The sequence below is a fragment of the Virgibacillus xinjiangensis genome, assembly GCF_042643145.1.
In the GTDB taxonomy this organism is placed as follows: Bacteria; Bacillota; Bacilli; order Bacillales; family Amphibacillaceae; genus Virgibacillus_O; species Virgibacillus_O xinjiangensis.
This window is the reverse complement of sequence record NZ_JBHRSA010000015.1, coordinates 55,811-71,747: the sequence shown is the minus strand read 5'-3', so window position 1 is coordinate 71,747 and position 15,937 is coordinate 55,811. Positions and strand designations below refer to the sequence as shown.

At 46.8% G+C, this 15,937-nt stretch carries 18 protein-coding genes; 7 read left to right on the top strand and 11 right to left on the bottom strand.

Annotated features, from left to right (window positions below):
* Positions 1-154 precede the first annotated feature (154 nt).
* The gene (locus tag ACFOGI_RS05040) at positions 155-2,290 is read right to left on the bottom strand and encodes a LuxR C-terminal-related transcriptional regulator (protein ID WP_390269377.1); all 2,136 of its coding nucleotides are present in this window, start codon (positions 2,288-2,290) and stop codon (positions 155-157) included.
* A complete protein-coding gene (locus ACFOGI_RS05035) occupies positions 2,277-2,543 on the bottom strand; it encodes a hypothetical protein (protein ID WP_390269374.1) in 267 nt (88 codons plus the stop codon). Before ACFOGI_RS05035 ends, ACFOGI_RS05040 begins: the two co-directional genes overlap by 14 nt.
* Before the next feature lie 202 nt (positions 2,544-2,745).
* Here ACFOGI_RS05035 and ACFOGI_RS05030 point away from each other — a divergent pair, with 202 nt between their 5' ends.
* Complete coding sequence (locus ACFOGI_RS05030; protein ID WP_390269371.1) at positions 2,746-2,880, top strand: hypothetical protein; 135 nt, start codon at positions 2,746-2,748, stop codon at positions 2,878-2,880.
* Positions 2,881-2,969: 89 nt separating this feature from the next.
* On the opposite strand, the gene ACFOGI_RS05025 is transcribed toward ACFOGI_RS05030, so the two are convergent.
* Together ACFOGI_RS05025 and ACFOGI_RS05020 are read right to left on the bottom strand one after the other, a co-directional pair.
* Positions 2,970-3,209 (bottom strand): DUF362 domain-containing protein, encoded by a 240-nt coding sequence (locus tag ACFOGI_RS05025; RefSeq protein WP_390269368.1) that lies wholly within the window; start codon positions 3,207-3,209, stop codon positions 2,970-2,972.
* Positions 3,210-3,294: 85 nt separating this feature from the next.
* A complete protein-coding gene (locus ACFOGI_RS05020) occupies positions 3,295-3,627 on the bottom strand; it encodes a CHY zinc finger protein (RefSeq protein WP_390269364.1) in 333 nt (110 codons plus the stop codon).
* Positions 3,628-3,893: 266 nt separating this feature from the next.
* On the opposite strand from ACFOGI_RS05020, the gene ACFOGI_RS05015 reads away from it, so the two are divergent.
* Together ACFOGI_RS05015 and ACFOGI_RS05010 are read left to right on the top strand one after the other, a co-directional pair.
* Entirely contained in the window at positions 3,894-4,091 is a 198-nt protein-coding gene (locus tag ACFOGI_RS05015) for a DUF2188 domain-containing protein (RefSeq protein ID WP_390269361.1), read from the top strand.
* Positions 4,092-4,180: 89 nt separating this feature from the next.
* On the top strand, positions 4,181-4,705 hold the full coding sequence (locus ACFOGI_RS05010; protein WP_390269358.1) for a hypothetical protein: 525 nt from the start codon (positions 4,181-4,183) through the stop codon (positions 4,703-4,705).
* Positions 4,706-5,290: 585 nt separating this feature from the next.
* Here the strand turns inward: ACFOGI_RS05010 and ACFOGI_RS05005 are convergent.
* On the bottom strand, positions 5,291-7,465 hold the full coding sequence (locus ACFOGI_RS05005; RefSeq protein WP_390269355.1) for a DNA topoisomerase III: 2,175 nt from the start codon (positions 7,463-7,465) through the stop codon (positions 5,291-5,293).
* A gap of 172 nt (positions 7,466-7,637) precedes the next feature.
* Between ACFOGI_RS05005 and ytaF the strand changes: the two genes are divergently transcribed.
* Positions 7,638-8,240 carry a sporulation membrane protein YtaF gene (ytaF, locus tag ACFOGI_RS05000; RefSeq protein WP_390269352.1) on the top strand — a complete coding sequence of 201 codons (603 nt, stop codon included), beginning with the start codon at positions 7,638-7,640 and terminating at the stop codon, positions 8,238-8,240.
* On the opposite strand, the gene ACFOGI_RS04995 is transcribed toward ytaF, so the two are convergent.
* On the bottom strand, positions 8,235-9,026 hold the full coding sequence (locus tag ACFOGI_RS04995; RefSeq protein WP_390269349.1) for an SDR family oxidoreductase: 792 nt from the start codon (positions 9,024-9,026) through the stop codon (positions 8,235-8,237). The two genes, ytaF and ACFOGI_RS04995, sit on opposite strands and share 6 nt — an antisense overlap.
* Positions 9,027-9,320: 294 nt before the next feature.
* Complete coding sequence (locus ACFOGI_RS04990; protein WP_390269346.1) at positions 9,321-10,220, bottom strand: AEC family transporter; 900 nt, start codon at positions 10,218-10,220, stop codon at positions 9,321-9,323.
* Positions 10,221-10,707: 487 nt separating this feature from the next.
* Here ACFOGI_RS04990 and ACFOGI_RS04985 point away from each other — a divergent pair, with 487 nt between their 5' ends.
* Complete coding sequence (locus ACFOGI_RS04985; RefSeq protein WP_390269343.1) at positions 10,708-11,568, top strand: CvfB family protein; 861 nt, start codon at positions 10,708-10,710, stop codon at positions 11,566-11,568.
* An 85-nt stretch (positions 11,569-11,653) separates the two neighbouring features.
* Here ACFOGI_RS04985 and ACFOGI_RS04980 read toward each other — a convergent pair whose 3' ends face one another.
* Positions 11,654-11,938 (bottom strand): hypothetical protein, encoded by a 285-nt coding sequence (locus tag ACFOGI_RS04980; RefSeq protein WP_390269340.1) that lies wholly within the window; start codon positions 11,936-11,938, stop codon positions 11,654-11,656.
* A gap of 84 nt (positions 11,939-12,022) precedes the next feature.
* Positions 12,023-12,217 carry a YwbE family protein gene (locus ACFOGI_RS04975; RefSeq protein WP_390269337.1) on the bottom strand — a complete coding sequence of 65 codons (195 nt, stop codon included), beginning with the start codon at positions 12,215-12,217 and terminating at the stop codon, positions 12,023-12,025.
* 157 nt (positions 12,218-12,374) lie between these two features.
* Here ACFOGI_RS04975 and ACFOGI_RS04970 point away from each other — a divergent pair, with 157 nt between their 5' ends.
* On the top strand, positions 12,375-14,072 hold the full coding sequence (locus ACFOGI_RS04970; protein WP_390269334.1) for a M3 family oligoendopeptidase: 1,698 nt from the start codon (positions 12,375-12,377) through the stop codon (positions 14,070-14,072).
* Between the two features lie 136 nt (positions 14,073-14,208).
* On the top strand, positions 14,209-14,994 hold the full coding sequence (locus ACFOGI_RS04965; RefSeq protein WP_390269331.1) for an HAD family hydrolase: 786 nt from the start codon (positions 14,209-14,211) through the stop codon (positions 14,992-14,994).
* Here the strand turns inward: ACFOGI_RS04965 and ACFOGI_RS04960 are convergent.
* Positions 14,991-15,377: a hypothetical protein gene (locus ACFOGI_RS04960; RefSeq protein ID WP_390269328.1), complete on the bottom strand. Its 387-nt coding sequence runs from the start codon at positions 15,375-15,377 to the stop codon at positions 14,991-14,993. The genes ACFOGI_RS04965 and ACFOGI_RS04960 overlap by 4 nt on opposite strands.
* A 30-nt stretch (positions 15,378-15,407) precedes the next feature.
* Positions 15,408-15,935 carry a chromate transporter gene (locus ACFOGI_RS04955; RefSeq protein ID WP_390269386.1) on the bottom strand — a complete coding sequence of 176 codons (528 nt, stop codon included), beginning with the start codon at positions 15,933-15,935 and terminating at the stop codon, positions 15,408-15,410.
* Between the last annotated feature and the right edge of the window lie 2 nt (positions 15,936-15,937).

Sequence of the window (15,937 nt, the reverse complement as noted above, 5' to 3'; positions counted from 1 at the left end):
TATTTTTCCATAAACCTAACCCCCATAAATTATTTTTACTCTAACTTATGGGGGTCAGGTCAAAAGCGAAGTATATGTTCGAAGCGGCTATCCCCACTACAAGATTTCTAGCTAGTTCGGCTATAGCTTTTGATTAAACACTTTTGTCCCAATCTCAACCTGTTTTGTATTTCATTTGATAGACTTTGGAAATGGCATGCGCACGGTCGGGCACCCCAAGTTTCTGGAAGATCTTTGTCACATGGTTTTTGACCGTATGACCGCTGATAAACAGCTCTTCAGCTATTTCACGGTTATTATAGCCCTGGACAACCAGATCAAGTACCTCTTGCTCCCTCGGGGACAGGTTCAGTTCTTTGACGGTCTGTTTCATGTCCAGCAGTTCTTCATTATTGATGATATCTTCCGTCAGTGTTATTTCCTCTTCCACCACCTGGCTTTCCTCCACAAAGGCAAGGAAGGTCCGTACGAGCTGATCTGCTCCCAGATGAATGCGGAGGTTGTTTAGCTGATCGCCCTTTGCATAGGAACAGGCCAAGGCAAATTGCTTCGGCTCTTCTTCCGCAACTGCCCATTCTGCCAGATTCATATTTTCCAGCAGTGACTTGCCTTCACGGACGATTTTTACCAGTCTAGCAGATTCTACATGCTGCTTGATAAAGTCCGCCTCATAGAAGGAAAGGTGGCAGGCCTGGATGAGTTCTTTCACCTCTGTTACTGGTTTACCCTGCACAGCGGCAAAATCACCTGCGATTCTGGAAGCTTCCTCGGTGATTTCATAGGCGGACCGGTCGAATTGGGCGATTGCCTCATGCAGGGAATAGATCTTTTCCTCTTCCGCATGAACGGTCTCCTGTTTGGCCAGCTGCAAGGATACACCGCCAATGGTTGATAAAGTCTCCAGGAATTCGGCATGCCCTTCCACTTCTTGATCAGTCAGGCCGTCCATACCGACACACAGGACTCCGAGTAGTTCCCCGTTATAGGTAAGGGGACATTCGATGACCGGAAAATCCCATGGCAGCTGTCCATCACTCTTCCTGATATGCGTTTCCCGGGTGGACTGAACGTCTTCCAAGTAATACCTTCTTGTTACATCGCGCGCATACTCACTGATCTGCTCCTTGCCGCTTCCCCTGGATACAAGCTGGATTTTTTCCGTCTTTGCTTCTTTCAGTACAATTGACGCAAAAGAACCTTCTACAAGGCCCAGACTGATATCGACGAGCAAGTAGAGAATGCGTTTATAGTCAGGTATCGTGGCCATCAATTTGCTGATTTCCACCAGGGAAGATAAGCGGTGCAGCTGGCTCCTATTCTCCTGCTGCAGGGTATCGAAGTGCACCCGTTTTTCCAATATGGCAGCCATGGTGCCGGCTAGCTCCCGCTCGTCTTCCGATATTCCTGTTTGGGTGAACTTCCCACCGAATAATAGGCCTTCTGCTCCTCCTGTCAATTGGATAGGGATACAGAATAGCGAGGTTGGAAAAAGACGCCTTTTGTGGAACATAACAGCTCTTGGATCGTTCTCAATCGACTCCCAAAATTCCTTTCTCCTGGTCAACAGCCCACGGCCAAGGAATCCTTCACCAAGCGAAAAACGCGTACCGGATAAGGCTTCCGTTTCCTCACCGGAAACCTTGGTGACCTGATAGGTGTCTTCCTCCAGCTTTTCCGCAATTCCAAGAAAATCAAAGGTATGACTGGCCTTCCGCAGCTTATCCAGCATGTGGTCCAGCCCAACTTCGATATCCTGGTAGGACTCCAGGAGCAGCCGGTTTTGTAATCGGATGGCCTCGTTTCCTTTTTCATCTCCAAGGATCCGGGCTGCCATGTTCTCCAATTTTTGGATCCATTCTTTTATGTTCGATTTTCTCTGTTCATCGAGTACCGGGGTATTTTCAATAATGTCCTCAGAAGGAAGACGTACAGACAGCTGTTCCTCCAGCTGTTCTTTCTTCTCTCTTTCCGAACCGTCCTCTATCAGGAAGCCAGCCCAAATATAATAGGAAAGACTGCGGGTGGCTTCCACCGGTTTGACGACCATATGGACACCCGGCCAAAGCTCGAGGAACAGCGGGTTTACGACACGGCGCACACCCGCGGACATATCTTTGATTCTGGTAAACAATTCTTCTTTCTTTTCATCTAACAGGATGCTGGTAAGGGGATTTTCCCCCATTACGGATAAAATCAGTTCTCCATTGGTATCAGTGATCATTACAGACAGGTTTTCATTCCAGGCAAACTGGCGGATGATTTCTTCAAGCAGTTCGTTATTCTGTGTCATATACCTTCCGTTCACTGGTTGTATCAATTTCCGTAATGATCAATGGCTCGTTATAACGATATAATGGTGCTTCCTCTGTACCAATCAACTCGAGAATACCCTGTCTTACCAGCAAATCCAATACAGGAAACAGGACATCTATCTGTTTCCCCAACTTTACTCCTAATCCTTCTGCCGACTCCACCATAAAGGGATCGGACTGGAACAACATCGTACATTCCGCTTGCAGTGTCAAAAACACATCATCTCTCAATAAGTTCCCTCCTTAGGGCTTTAGTAAAGGGGTGTCCTTCCAATACTATCCTATCGTAATGCAGTCACAAAGCATATCCCCTGATGTTCCCGTTTTGCTCCTATCCAATAGGAGCGGTTCTGATTTGTTTATACCCCTCCAGCCCCCATTTCATGTATACTAGCAGATAGAAAATCAAAATGAGCAAAAAGGAGCAGACGCAATGAAAGTAAAGATGAACGTGCAGACCGCCTATCATGGACAGCTGCTGAGGGCAGGTAAAACATATGACATTGAAGAAAGTGTTGCCGAACGCTGGATTGCCAGTAAAATCGCAGAAAAAGCAGAGGAAGAGTAGATAACCTTCCTCTGCTTTTTTTCGTTCACCTTGTACGCCGGCCTGATCCGCGCTAGTAAAAAAGACTGCCCTCATCAGGCAGCCTCTTCCTATCTATTGGCGAAAAACTCTTCGGCCTTTTCCAGGAACACTTCCTGATCCGGCTCCAGATCGTATTCTTCTTCAATTGCCTCTACCGGGCAGACTGCTTTGCATGCTCCGCAGTCAATGCACACATCTGGATCTATGTAAAATTGATCAGTGCCTTCCTCAATGCAGTCGACCGGGCAGACACTGACACATTCCCCGGATTTTTCATTGCGGCATGGATCCAATATGACAAAAGCCATCTATCGCAACCTCCTTAAAGTCCTAATCTGTCTCTATTTCATGATAAGACTTTCCCAGTCTCAAGTAAACATCTCTGCCCTGAATTTATCTATTCTTTTCAAAATAAAGATGATAATGGAAGGAACAACCAGGGTTGAACGATGTCCTGCAGTATGGACACCGGTTCTGACAGCCAAGATATTCATTGATGGACAATTCTTCCCCACAGCCGCCGCATAGAACAGCCTTTTGATCGAACATCTGCCGCGGCCAGACTTGTTTCTTCCCGCACCCATATTCCTCGTGACATTGGTAGCAGGGAAAATACTGACCACAGCAATAGAATTTGATGGCAATCCGGTCTATCTCCGTATGATAGTGGGAACACCTGGTTTCTTGATCAACTGCTCCAACCACCTCTTTTCCATGAACTCGCATATTGCACCTCCTTGATCAATGGACATTTTTTGCCAGGGATATAGCGAAAGATCTCTATATTACTGGATGATTCTTCAAATATTTCTTCCGACTTGTGTTTATACCGCTTTCTCTATTATATCAGTCTATTCCATGTACATTATAAGTAAATTTGAAATTCTTGTATATGGACTGTCATTGAGCCATTAGGCAAAGAAGGTGGAGGAAGGTATGTTTGACCTCCCCGGTGCCCGGGAACAAAAATTACAAAAAAGGAGTTTTGATTGATGAGAACATACACAGTTGTACCAAACGTTGATGCCGAGAGCTGGTTTGTAAAGCTGGAAGACGTGGCACCGGAAGAAGTATATGATTCCAAGGATGCAGCCATCGATGCTGCCGAACAAATGGCCAAGGAAAATACGCCAAGCCTCGTCCAGATCACCGATAAGAATCATAATGTCATGGAAGAGAAACGTTTCTGATTCAGGCCTGTAATGTTCTTCCATGTTTGCCGGGTGACATTCAGGGTATGTAGTAACTAGGAACAAGAACTACCGAGAGGAGAGATAGTGTGAAAGATAACATGGCAACCAAAGAAAAAGTCCAAAATAATAAAGGTAAAGTAGGTATGCTGGTTGGCGTAGGAAGCGTCGCAGCAGGGGTCTCCTTGATCCTGATGAACAGCAACGCAAGAACTAAAGTGAAGGATTCTTCTACACAAATGAAAGGCACGGTATCCAATTATGCTTCCACGGTAAAGGAAGATCCTAAAGGAACAAAGGATGCTATCATCGATAAGGTCAAACGCACCACAGATATCACCAAGGATGCCGTCAATAAAATCCAGAACATCCTGGACAACCAGGGACAGGAAATGAAAGAAACGGCTCAAGACGTGGTGGAACAATCAAAAGAAGTGGCTGATCAGTCCAAAGATGTAGTAGATACTGCTAAGGATGCTCAGGAAGAATTGAAAGGAGTCGGCGATGACGTCAAAAAGGCAAAAGATGAAGTCAAACCATCCGGCTCCAAGAAGAAAACCAATTCTGCTTCTAAAGAAACAAGCCATCACGTGATTAGTGAGCCGATTGAATAAATAGATAAAGCGGAAGTGCCCAGGCCCGGGCACTTCCGCTTTTATTTGAATTATGATCTATGGCAGCCGGGCTGGTTTGCTATGCCTTTCAGCGATAAGTCTCAGGTCCGGGCGATATATCCTGTCTCCTGCTGATAAACTTCAGCTGCGGCGGATTTCACACGCCTCCTGCCGATAAAACCCAGCTCCGGACGATTTATCCTGCCTCCTGCCGATAAACCTCAGCTCCGGACGATTTATCCTGCCTCCTGCCGATAAACCTCAGCTCCGGACGATTTATCCTGCCTCCTGCCGATAAACCTCAGCTCCCGCGGATTTCGCATGCCTCCTGCTGATAAACTCAAGCTGCGGCGGATTTCTCTCGTCTCCTGCTGATAAAACCCAGCTCCGGACGATTTATCCTGCCTCCTGCTGATAAACTCAAGCTACGGCGGATTTCACACGCCTCCTGCCGATATACTCCAGCTATGGCGGATTTCTCCAGCCTCCTGCTGATAAACTCCAGCTATGGCGGATTTCACATGCCTCCTGCCGATAAAACCCAGCTCCCGCGGATTCCCGTCCCAACTGCTGATAAGCTCCCACCTATGATTTATCTTTCAGTTTGGCCAACTGTTCGGCAAGGGCATTATTGGCGAATCCGTCATCCTGTTTCTTCAGGTACTTGTTAACATCCTTCTTGGATACCTTATGTTTCTTCTCCCGTTCCTTGCGTTCATTGAAGGTGGAGAGTTTTTCTCTATGGCCGCATTTGCAGAGGAACATCTTGCCTTCCCCTTCCCCGCGCATTTCCATCCGCTTATGGCAATTCGGGCAGCGTGCATTGGTCTTTTTGGCAATATTCTTCTTGTGCCCACAGGAGCGGTCTTGGCAAACGAGCATCCGGCCATGCTTGTTTTTGATCTCCAGCATCAATTTTCCGCAATCCGGACATTTGGTTCCGGTCATGTTGTCATGCTTGAACTTTTCATCGCTTTCCTTGATTTGCTGGACCACCTGCTTGGAGTAGTCTTTCATTTCTCCGATGAATTTCTCTTTTTTCAAGCTTCCTTTTTCAATCTGGCTCAATTTCTGTTCCCATTCAGCGGTCAATGCCGGGGAACGCAGCTCTTCCGGCACCAGATCAAGCAATTGGCGTCCCTTGGAAGTCAGGAATATATGCTTCCCTTTCATCTCCATATACATACTGTTGAACAGCTTATCGATGATATCCGCCCGTGTCGCCACAGTTCCTAAGCCACCTGTCTTGTTGATGGTTTTGGCGAGATGACGTTCATCACTGTCCATATATTTCACTGGATTTTCCATTGCTTGAAGCAAACTTCCTTCAGTGAAACGCTCTGGTGGTTTGGTTTCTCCCTGGGTCAGGGACATATTCAGACCTGTAAGCTGATTTCCCTTTTCGATAGACGGCAGGTTCTGATCATCCTGTTCTTCGTCATCAAACCGGTTGTCATAGATTTCTTTCCATCCTTGTTTTTTGACAATCTTGCCTCTCGCCTTAAACTGTTCACCCTGAATATCTGCTGTGATGGTTGTCTGTTCATACTCATATGGTTCAGACAATACAGCAAGGAAACGCTTGACGACAAGGTCATAAATCTTCCGCTCCTTATCATCCAAGTCCTCCAGGATGACCGGCTGTTCGGTTGGGATGATGGCGTGATGGTCGCTGACCTTTGCATCGTCCACCACTGCTTTGGGTAGCTTCAGATCCCTGCGCATCACTTTTCCAGCTGCCTTGGCATATTGATCCACGCCACAGGCTTTGACCCGCTCTTTGAGCGTCGGCACAATATCGGAAGAAAGGACTCGGGAGTCGGTACGCGGATAAGTCAATACCTTGTGCTGCTCATACAGTTTCTGCATCAAATTGAGGGTCTGCTTTCCGGAATATCCGAAAATCCGGTTGGCATCCCGCTGCAGCTCTGTCAGATCATAAAGCTGTGGTGCAAATTTTTTCTTATAGGATTTGGACACATCAGTTACTTTTGCCGGCTTGCCTTTCAGCTTGCCAAGCAGTGCGTCTGCCTTATCCTTGGAAAAAATCCGGCTATTGTTTTTGGCATCCTGCCAGGTGAGTGTGAATCCTTTATTGGTTTTGGCTTGGATTCCATAGAATTTCTTCGGCTGGAACTCTTTGATCTCTTGTTCCCGTTTAGCGACCATTGCCAGTGTCGGTGTCTGGACACGCCCACTGGAAAGCTGCGCATTGAACTTGGTGGTCAGTGCCCTCGTTGCATTCAAGCCGACATACCAGTCCGCTTCCGACCTGGCAGCCGCAGCGGCATACAGGTTTTCATATTTATTGCCGGGCTTCAGCTGCTTGAATCCGTCACGGATCGCCTTATCGGTGACAGAGGAGATCCATAAGCGTTTTACCGGCTTCTTCACACGGGCTTTCTCAAGAATCCAGCGTGCTACCAGTTCTCCCTCACGACCCGCATCTGTGGCAATAACGATTTCTTTCACATCGTTGCGGTTCAACTGCGTTTTTACAGAATTAAACTGTTTCCCCGTTTTTTTGATGACGACCAGCTTCTGCTGTTTCGGCAGCATTGGCAGGTCTTCCAATTTCCATGTTTTATATTTGTCGTCATATACTTCTGGGTCGGCCAGCGTCACCAAATGGCCCAGCGCCCAGGTGACGATATACTTGGAACCTTCCATGAAGCCGTTGCCCTTCTTTGTGCAATTCAGCACACGGGCAATGTCGCGCCCCACGGATGGCTTTTCTGCGAGTACCACTGTTTTGCTCATGATAAAAATTCCTTTCTATTTAAAGAACATCTATATGCTACTTTACCATAGATTCCGTCCATCGTGCAGGTATCATTCCCTTCCAGGAGCGTTGGGCGGCCACGGTCCAGTCACACCGTCTCCGCCCAAACCATAAACTAATTCAGATACCAGATAAAAGGAATTGATGCGAATGCTTTACTATACAGGGTTGTTTCTGCTGGTGATTGCTGTCAGCCTGGATGGGCTGGGGGTGGGGATTACGTACGGAATGAGGAAAATCAAAGTTCCGTTGGCTGCATTGATGATCATCATGCTCTGTTCGGGGATCATTGTCCTGCTCTCAATGATCATCGGCCATACTCTCAGCTCTTTCATTTCGCCGGAAATGACCCAGATGCTTGGCGGGGGCATTCTCGTTTTTCTGGGTCTGTTTTCTTTATATAACATCATCAGGCCAGAAAAAGAAGGGGCAGAAAGCAGCCAGAACATCCTCACCACGGTGCTGGCTACACCAGATAAAGCGGATTTGGATCGTTCCGGGATCATCTCTCCTGGGGAAGCTCTGCTGCTGGGGGCTGCTCTGGCTCTGGACGCTTTCGGAGCAGGTATCGCTGCATCCATGATCGGCTATGCCGCAGCTTTGACTGCCGCCTTGATCGCGTGCATGAGTGGTCTGTTCCTGTACAGTGGTATGAAACTCGGTCTGTTTCTGTCCCGGAACAAAAAGCTGCAGAAGATGACATTTCTGCCTCCTGTCCTATTGATCACTCTTGGCGTGACCAATATGCTATAAAGCTTTAACCCAACCTCCGTCCACAATCATGGATTGACCGGTTATATATGTATTGGCACCGGACCCCAAGAAGACTATTGCCTTGGCAAATTCATCGGGACGACCGTAGCGCTTCATCGGTATACCCTCTTCAGCTTCTCTTTTCAGCTCGCTGAGGGAGACTCCCTGCTGGTCTGCAGTAAAACGATTCAACTCAACCATTCGGTCTGTCTCAATCGTACCGGGTCCCACTGTATTGATCAGAATGCTGTCCTCTGCTAGTTCCTGGGACAACGTTTTTGCCAAACCGGTAATCCCTGGACGCAACGTATTGGAAAGCACCAAGTTATCCAGCGACTGTTTAATGGAGGAGGAGGCTATATTCACGATGCGGCCCTCTCCCTGCTTCTGCATATATGGAACAACGGCACGGATGGTGCGGACAAAACTGAGCAGATTGAGTTCAAACGCGTGGTACCAGTCTTCATCCTTCATGTCCATGAATTTCCCTGCAGGGGGACCGCCAGCATTATTGACGAGGACATCAATGCCTCCTGTGCGTTCTGCGGCCTTTGCAGCTAGTGCAGCAATCTGTTCACTGTCTTTCATATCACAAACCTGATAATCCACCTGTGAATTTCCTGTTTCCCGCTGAATCTCTTCTGCCGTCTGTTTCAACACATCTTCATCCCTGCTGCTGATCAGGACATTCGCACCTTCCCGAGCATATTCGACAGCAACGGCCTTCCCCAGCCCCTTGCTGGAGGCGGTTACTAATACTGATTTTCCTGCTAATTCCATATCCATTTCCTTCACTCCTTTTTCGTAGTCAGCTATGTTCTACTTCCCAGGCTTCAGAATTGATGCAGAAAGAAACCCGGAATCTGTCCTATATCTACTATAAGACAGATTCCGGGTTTTTAAAATCATAAATTTTTTGTCAACTTGCAAGTTTACAGTAAAGAAAGAATAAGACTGATCACTACAATTGCACCGATAATCATTAAAATCGTACGTAACATGTTCCCATCCTCCTATACTTTCAGCGTCTTATGGATAGATTACCCGCAACAACCTGCAAGGAAACATTCCGCTAGAAAGTCAGGAAATGAAGTTTAATAGGATGGTAATGGAAACGATGCTGATGAGTGTTCCGATCAGTGTAATGCTTGATACGAGATCCGGTTCGGTATCAAATTCGATGGCATACATGGTTGTGGTAGCTGCCGTCGGCATGGCCGAGATGATCAAGATGACGGTAGCTACTATCGGATCCATATCCACGACGGAAATGAAAGCAAAGGCAATCAGCGGAGCTCCGACCATCTTCAACGTAACAGAGGAAACCACCACCTGCCAGTTCATCTTCAAGGAGACGATGGACGCCAGCTGCATGCCGAGCATGATCATCATGACTGGGATGGCTGCATCCCCCACCATGGAAATCGTTGAATGAATCGGTTCTGGAATCGGCCCCCAAGAAAAGCCCTGGAATAAGAAAGCGAGGATGGCTGCATAGGTTGCCGGCATCTTAAAGATATTCAGCACAGCCCTTTTCATCCCGCTTGTACTTCTAGAAGCATAATAGACTCCGAAGAAATTGTTCATCATCGACTGAACAACCATGATGAATACCGCATACGGCAGAGCTTCCGTGCCAACACTGAAGAGGACGACAGGCAGGCCGTAATTTCCGGAATTCATAAAACCAGTGGACAGAATGGCTGCACTCTCCACAGAAGGTTTCCATTTCCATATCATCGAAAGGATTTTATTGATGAGGACGGTCGCAAAAAATAGAAAGAACATAAAAATGACAATAACCATATAACCGCCATCAAAATCAGCTTCCGATAAATTGATGAACACAAGTGCCGGTGACAATATGTAAATGGATACCGATGATAAGGTACGGACATCCATCACACGGATTCGCTGCAGGACAAACCCGGAAGCGAAGACTAGAATAATAGGCAAAATAACATTAAAGAATAAACTCATTGAAAAACTCCACCATCTATCAAATAATCGAAGAAACATCTTGTTGACTGTCTCTTCTAATTTGTAATAATAGCATAAAAACTTAACGGAAGTCGAAATAATGGTTTAGAAAAGAAAAAACCGGGGTAAACTTGACATTGTGGTGGTTCCATGAGATGATTGTCAGGTTATGAAATGTAACTAGTAAGTGATTCTGGCATTCTGCAATGTTTTTAAAGATGCTTATTCACACTGGCGCGGCTAAGGGGCCGCAAGGACGTAAGAGCAGGTAGGGCTTACGTTGCTTAAGTTAGAAAACATACCAGTGGAACATGTACCGCGGTAAAATGGAGATCCCATCGGAACAGGATTTTCCGCCCGTGTTGGAACGGGATAAAATATTTAATAAAAAATCTAAACTTATGTGTTACTTTTAAAAACAAAGGGGTACTCTTTTACTAAAAGGGTGCTCCTTTTCCAATTTACATACAAGGAAAGTAGGATGATAATGGATCATTTACAATCAGGTACTATTCAGTCAATGGCCGTGGAACGAAAAATCGATACAGGGTATGTGCTGATGCAAGATGGATCAGAAGCACTGCTGCACCATAATGAGACCGAACAGGAATTGGAACCAGGTGACACAGTGGATGTATTTCTCTACCCGGATAAGAAAGGGCAGATTATCGCTTCAGCAAAGCTTCCTCATGTGGTCATGGATGCTTACGGTTGGACAGAAGTTGTGGAAGTGCTCCCCCATCTGGGTGCTTTTGTCGATATCGGGACAACGAAAGAGATTCTTGTTTCCAAAGATGACCTGCCATTATTCGAAAAGGTCTGGCCGCAACCCGGCGATAAATTGTTTGTCACATTGGGCAGAGATAAAAAGGGTCGCTTGCTCGCTATCCCTGCCACAGAAGGGGTCATTGCCAGGGAAGTAGAACTTGCACCGGAAGAACTGCTGAACCAAACGGTCAGTGGAACCGTCTACCATACAAGCAAGGAAGGCTCCGCTATCCTGACCGACGATGATTACCGAGGGTTCATCCACCATACAGAGCGAAAAGAAGAGCCGCGGCTTGGCGAATATGTAGAAGGACGGGTCATTGAGGTAAAGACGGACGGGACACTAAATATATCACTCCGCCCCCTCAAACAGCACAGTATGGGAGAAGATGCCGATGAGATCCTGGCTTTCATGCAGGAGCAAGACGGTAGGATGGCGTTCACGGATAAGAGCGATCCTGAAGATATCAGAGGCACCTTCCAAATAAGCAAAGCAGCTTTTAAACGAGCACTCGGCAGGTTGATGAAAGAAGGCAAGATTGAACAACGCGATGGGTATACCTATTTAAAAGAGGATTAAACATATGAAAAAAACCGCAGGATCATATGAAATGACCCTGCGGTTTTTCCTTCTGTAAAAGCAGTAACCAACCGCTCTTCTATACTTATGCTTCAGCGTTGGCTTTGGCGTCAAAGATTGAAGTGATCACCAATCCGACCGCTCCAGCAAACACGAAAGCAATGCCCCATCCGCCGAGACCGGCACCCATGATATCCACTCTGTCAAGAATGGAACTGGTCAGGATCAGCAGCAATCCAGTAAACGCACAGAAGATGCCTGGATAATAACCCACCATGGAAGCTTTGTCCATCGTCTTAGCAAGGAACAAACCAAGAACGACCAGGGCAGCTGTTAAAATAATCCCGATAGTAATTACAGATTGAACCATATTCTTTCACCCCATTACATATATGTACATTTAGTTCTAGTATAAGTTTGAACCATCGTAAAGTCAATGAAACAATCGCTTGGTTCACCAGTCGGCTACTCTTCCTACCTGGCTGTCTTCCAATCTAACTTTTATTCCATGGGGATGGAACTGGGAGTTCGTCAGGATGTCTTTGACGGTACCATGGGTGGTCTTCCCTGTCCGTTGATCCTTCTTCAGAACAATATTCACTTCCATGCCTGGTCTGATATTTGCCCTGTACCTGCCATCTGTTGTCATTTATGCATACCTGCCTTCCACTTTATTCCGAATAATTCTCTTTTTATTATAAACACAAACCTCATGTTAAGCCAATTCTATATTATAAAGCAAAGTTTGTTACAAAAGTTTTCTTCCCAGTAATGGCGTATAATGGAAATCAAGGAGGGTCTTTATCATGAAGAAATTTGAAGACTATACGTATGAACGGCCGATCTTGGAAGAGGAAAAAGAAAAGTTCCAGCAGCTATTGGATGCATTTACATCTGCAGAAACGGGACAGGAGGCTTCCCGGGCCTTCCAAACAATCAATACATTCCGCAACCGTTTGGATACGATGGGAAACCTGGTCTACATCCGAGCTTCCATTGATACGAATGACGAGTATTACCAGAAGGAACGGGATTACTTCGATCAGCTGGAACCTGAACTGGAAGCACTTAGTACCAAATTTTACCGGGCATTGATCGACTCCCCACACAAGAAAGAACTTGAAGAGGAATGGGGACCGCAGCTCTTCAGAATTGCCGATTACAGCGTCCGGAAATTTTCCCCGGAAGTCATCGAACTCTTACAGAAGGAAAATAAATTGACATCCGACTATTCCAAACTGGTCGCCTCTGCACAGGTGGAATTTCAAGGAGAGACCTACACCCTCGCCCAGTTGAGTCCTTTCACCCAACATCGGGATAGAGATGTACGTAAGGAGGCAGTAAAGGCCAGTGCTGAATTCTTCGAAAACCATGCAGATCAATTTGACGATATATATGACCAGCTGGTAAAAGTGCGCCATGAGACAGCAGTAAAACTGGGATTTAAAAACTTTGTAGAATTAGGTTACCTTCGGATGGAGAGATATGACTATGATGCCGATATGGTGGCAGCCTTCCGTAAACAAGTAAGGGACAACATCGTCCCCCTTGCTTCGAAACTCTACCAGAAACAGGCAGAGCGTATTGGCGTCGAATCTCTCAACTATTATGATGAAAGTTTCGAATTCCAAACAGGAAATGCCCAGCCGAAAGGATCCCCGGAATGGATCATTAAGAACGGCAAGAAAATGTATGAGGAGCTTTCCATAGAGACCGATGAATTTTTCCGTTATATGCTGGATCGCAATTTAATGGATCTGGAAGCGAAGAAAGGGAAGGAAGCTGGTGGCTATTGCACTTTCATTGAAGATTACCAGTCTCCGTTCATCTTCTCCAATTTTAATGGGACGTCTGCAGACATCGATGTTCTCACCCACGAAGCAGGACATGCTTTCCAATTCTATTCCAGTCGCAATATCGGCATCCCGGAATACCTGATTCCGACCAGTGAGGCCGCGGAAATCCATTCCATGAGCATGGAGTTCTTCACCTGGCCTTGGATGGAACTATTCTTCCAAGAAGACGCCGATAAATACAAATACACCCATCTGGCGGATGGACTGAAGTTTATTCCGTACGGGGTTGCTGTCGATGAATTCCAGCATATGGTCTATGAGAATCCAGATTGGACACCGGAACAGCGGAAGCATGCATGGAAGGAACTTGAAGAAATCTATTTGCCACACCGGGATTACGACGGAATTCCATATTTGGAAGGCGGCGCTTTTTGGCAGCGGCAGGGGCATATCTATGAAGTCCCCTTCTATTATATCGACTATACACTTGCCCAAATTTGTGCCTTTCAGTTCTGGAAGCGGTCCAGAGAAGACAAAGACAAAGCATGGGAAGATTACCTGCATCTATGCAAACTCGGCGGCTCCAAGCCATTCCTTGGCTTAGTAGAAGAAGCCGGCCTCCAGTCTCCTTTCCAGGAAGGTACCGTAGAGACAGTCATCAGCTCCATCGAACAATGGCTGGACTCTGTTGATGATCAAGCATTATAGAACCTGCGCTGAACCAAACCGAAAAACGCCGGTTTGGTTCTTTTTCATGTAATATCGTGTGTCTTCTCCTTTCCTGAATTTCTTTCAGCATTATGCTAAAATAGGTGGGACTATCTAATAATAGAAGGAGATTACCATGACTTATAAAGCATTATTTCTGGATATTGACGGAACCATCCTCAAACCGGACCACACCTATACCGATTCAACCAAGACTGCCATTTCCCAAGCGAAAGAAAAAGGAGTCGAGGTGTTCATAGCCACTGGTAGACCACTCCATGAAATAGAGGGCCTTGCTGAGGAACTGGATGTCGATTCGTTGATCGGCTATAACGGCGCGTATGCAGTCTACCAGGACGAGACTATTGTCGATGAACCGATCAGCAGTGAAACAGTCAGGCGATTCCTGAACATTGCCGAAGAAAATGGGCATGAGCTTGTTCTCTATACCAATGGATGCAATTACTTCACTTCTTTGGACCATCCGTTTGTCCAGCAGTTCAACGATATTTTCCAGCTAAAGAAAAATGAAGTGTTCACCGATGATGTAATAGATCAAATCATTGGGATTACGATCCTGAACATCAGCCCGGAAAAAGCCCGCCTCTACGAAATCGAAGAGAATATCCGCCTATCGATTGTCAATGTCAACGGAGCGGAGCAGGCACAGGATCTCATCCGGAAGAATGTGAATAAAGGAGAAGCTGTAAAAACCATTCTCCAACGCCTCCATATTCCCCAAGAACAAGCGATTGCATTTGGTGATGGAATGAATGATAAAGAAATGCTCCAGGCAGTCGGCCACGGATTCGCCATGGGCAATGCCCATCCGGATCTCGTTGAATTTGCCAAGTATCAAACCACCACCGTAACCGAGTCCGGTATTTATAACGGATTGAAGAAACTCGGACTGGTGGATTAGCAAGAAAGCGCATCTAAGAAGATGCGCTTTCTTGCGTATGTAATCCTGCCGATATATACGGGCGCCTGCTGATTTCCCGTCGCTTCTGCCGATATCCCGTCGCTCCTGCCGATATGCCCGGGCTCCTGCTGATATGCCCGGGCTCCTGCCGATTTCCCGGCGCTCCTGCTGATATGCCCGGGCTCCTGCCGATTTCCCGGCGCTCCTGCTGATATGCCCGGGCTCCTGCTGATATCCCGTCTCTCCTGCTGATATGCCCGGGCTCCTGCCGATTTCCCGTCTCTCCTGCTGATATGCCCGGGCTCCTGCTGATATGCCCGGGCTCCTGCTGATTTCCCGGCGCTCCTGCTGATTTCCTCCCAGTGCTCCAAAAAAACAGTCATGGTTAACCCATGACATGACTGTTTAATCCTCTAAAGAAATAATCCCCCATATAGGAATGCACCAAGAATGACGAATGCTGGATGGATGTTGACCCGCTCAATCAAGAGAAAGCTCGCGGCGCCTAGGATCAGGGTCTGCCATAAGCCGATTCCTTCTGCTGAATCAGCGAAGAACCTCCATGCCATCATTCCGAGCAGAATGGCAATCACCGGCTGCACAAAAAGGGTGAGCCGTTTAACCTTCGGGGAATCTTTAAATTTGAGCAACACACTGAGCAGCAGGACCATAATTATGAGGGATGGGGCTACGGTCGCAAAGATGCCGATTACTGAACCAGGTACCCCGCCTACTTCGTATCCAATGTATCCTGCCATTTTAGTGGCAATCGGGCCCGGCAGTGAATTACCCAGAGCAAGCACCTCACTGAATTCCTGAACGGTCATCCACTCGTATCTGCGCACCACTTCGTTCTCTACCAATGGAATGGAAGCAGGACCACCACCATAGCCCAGGATGCCAGGTATGAAAAATGCCAAAAATATCTCCCAATAAACCATCA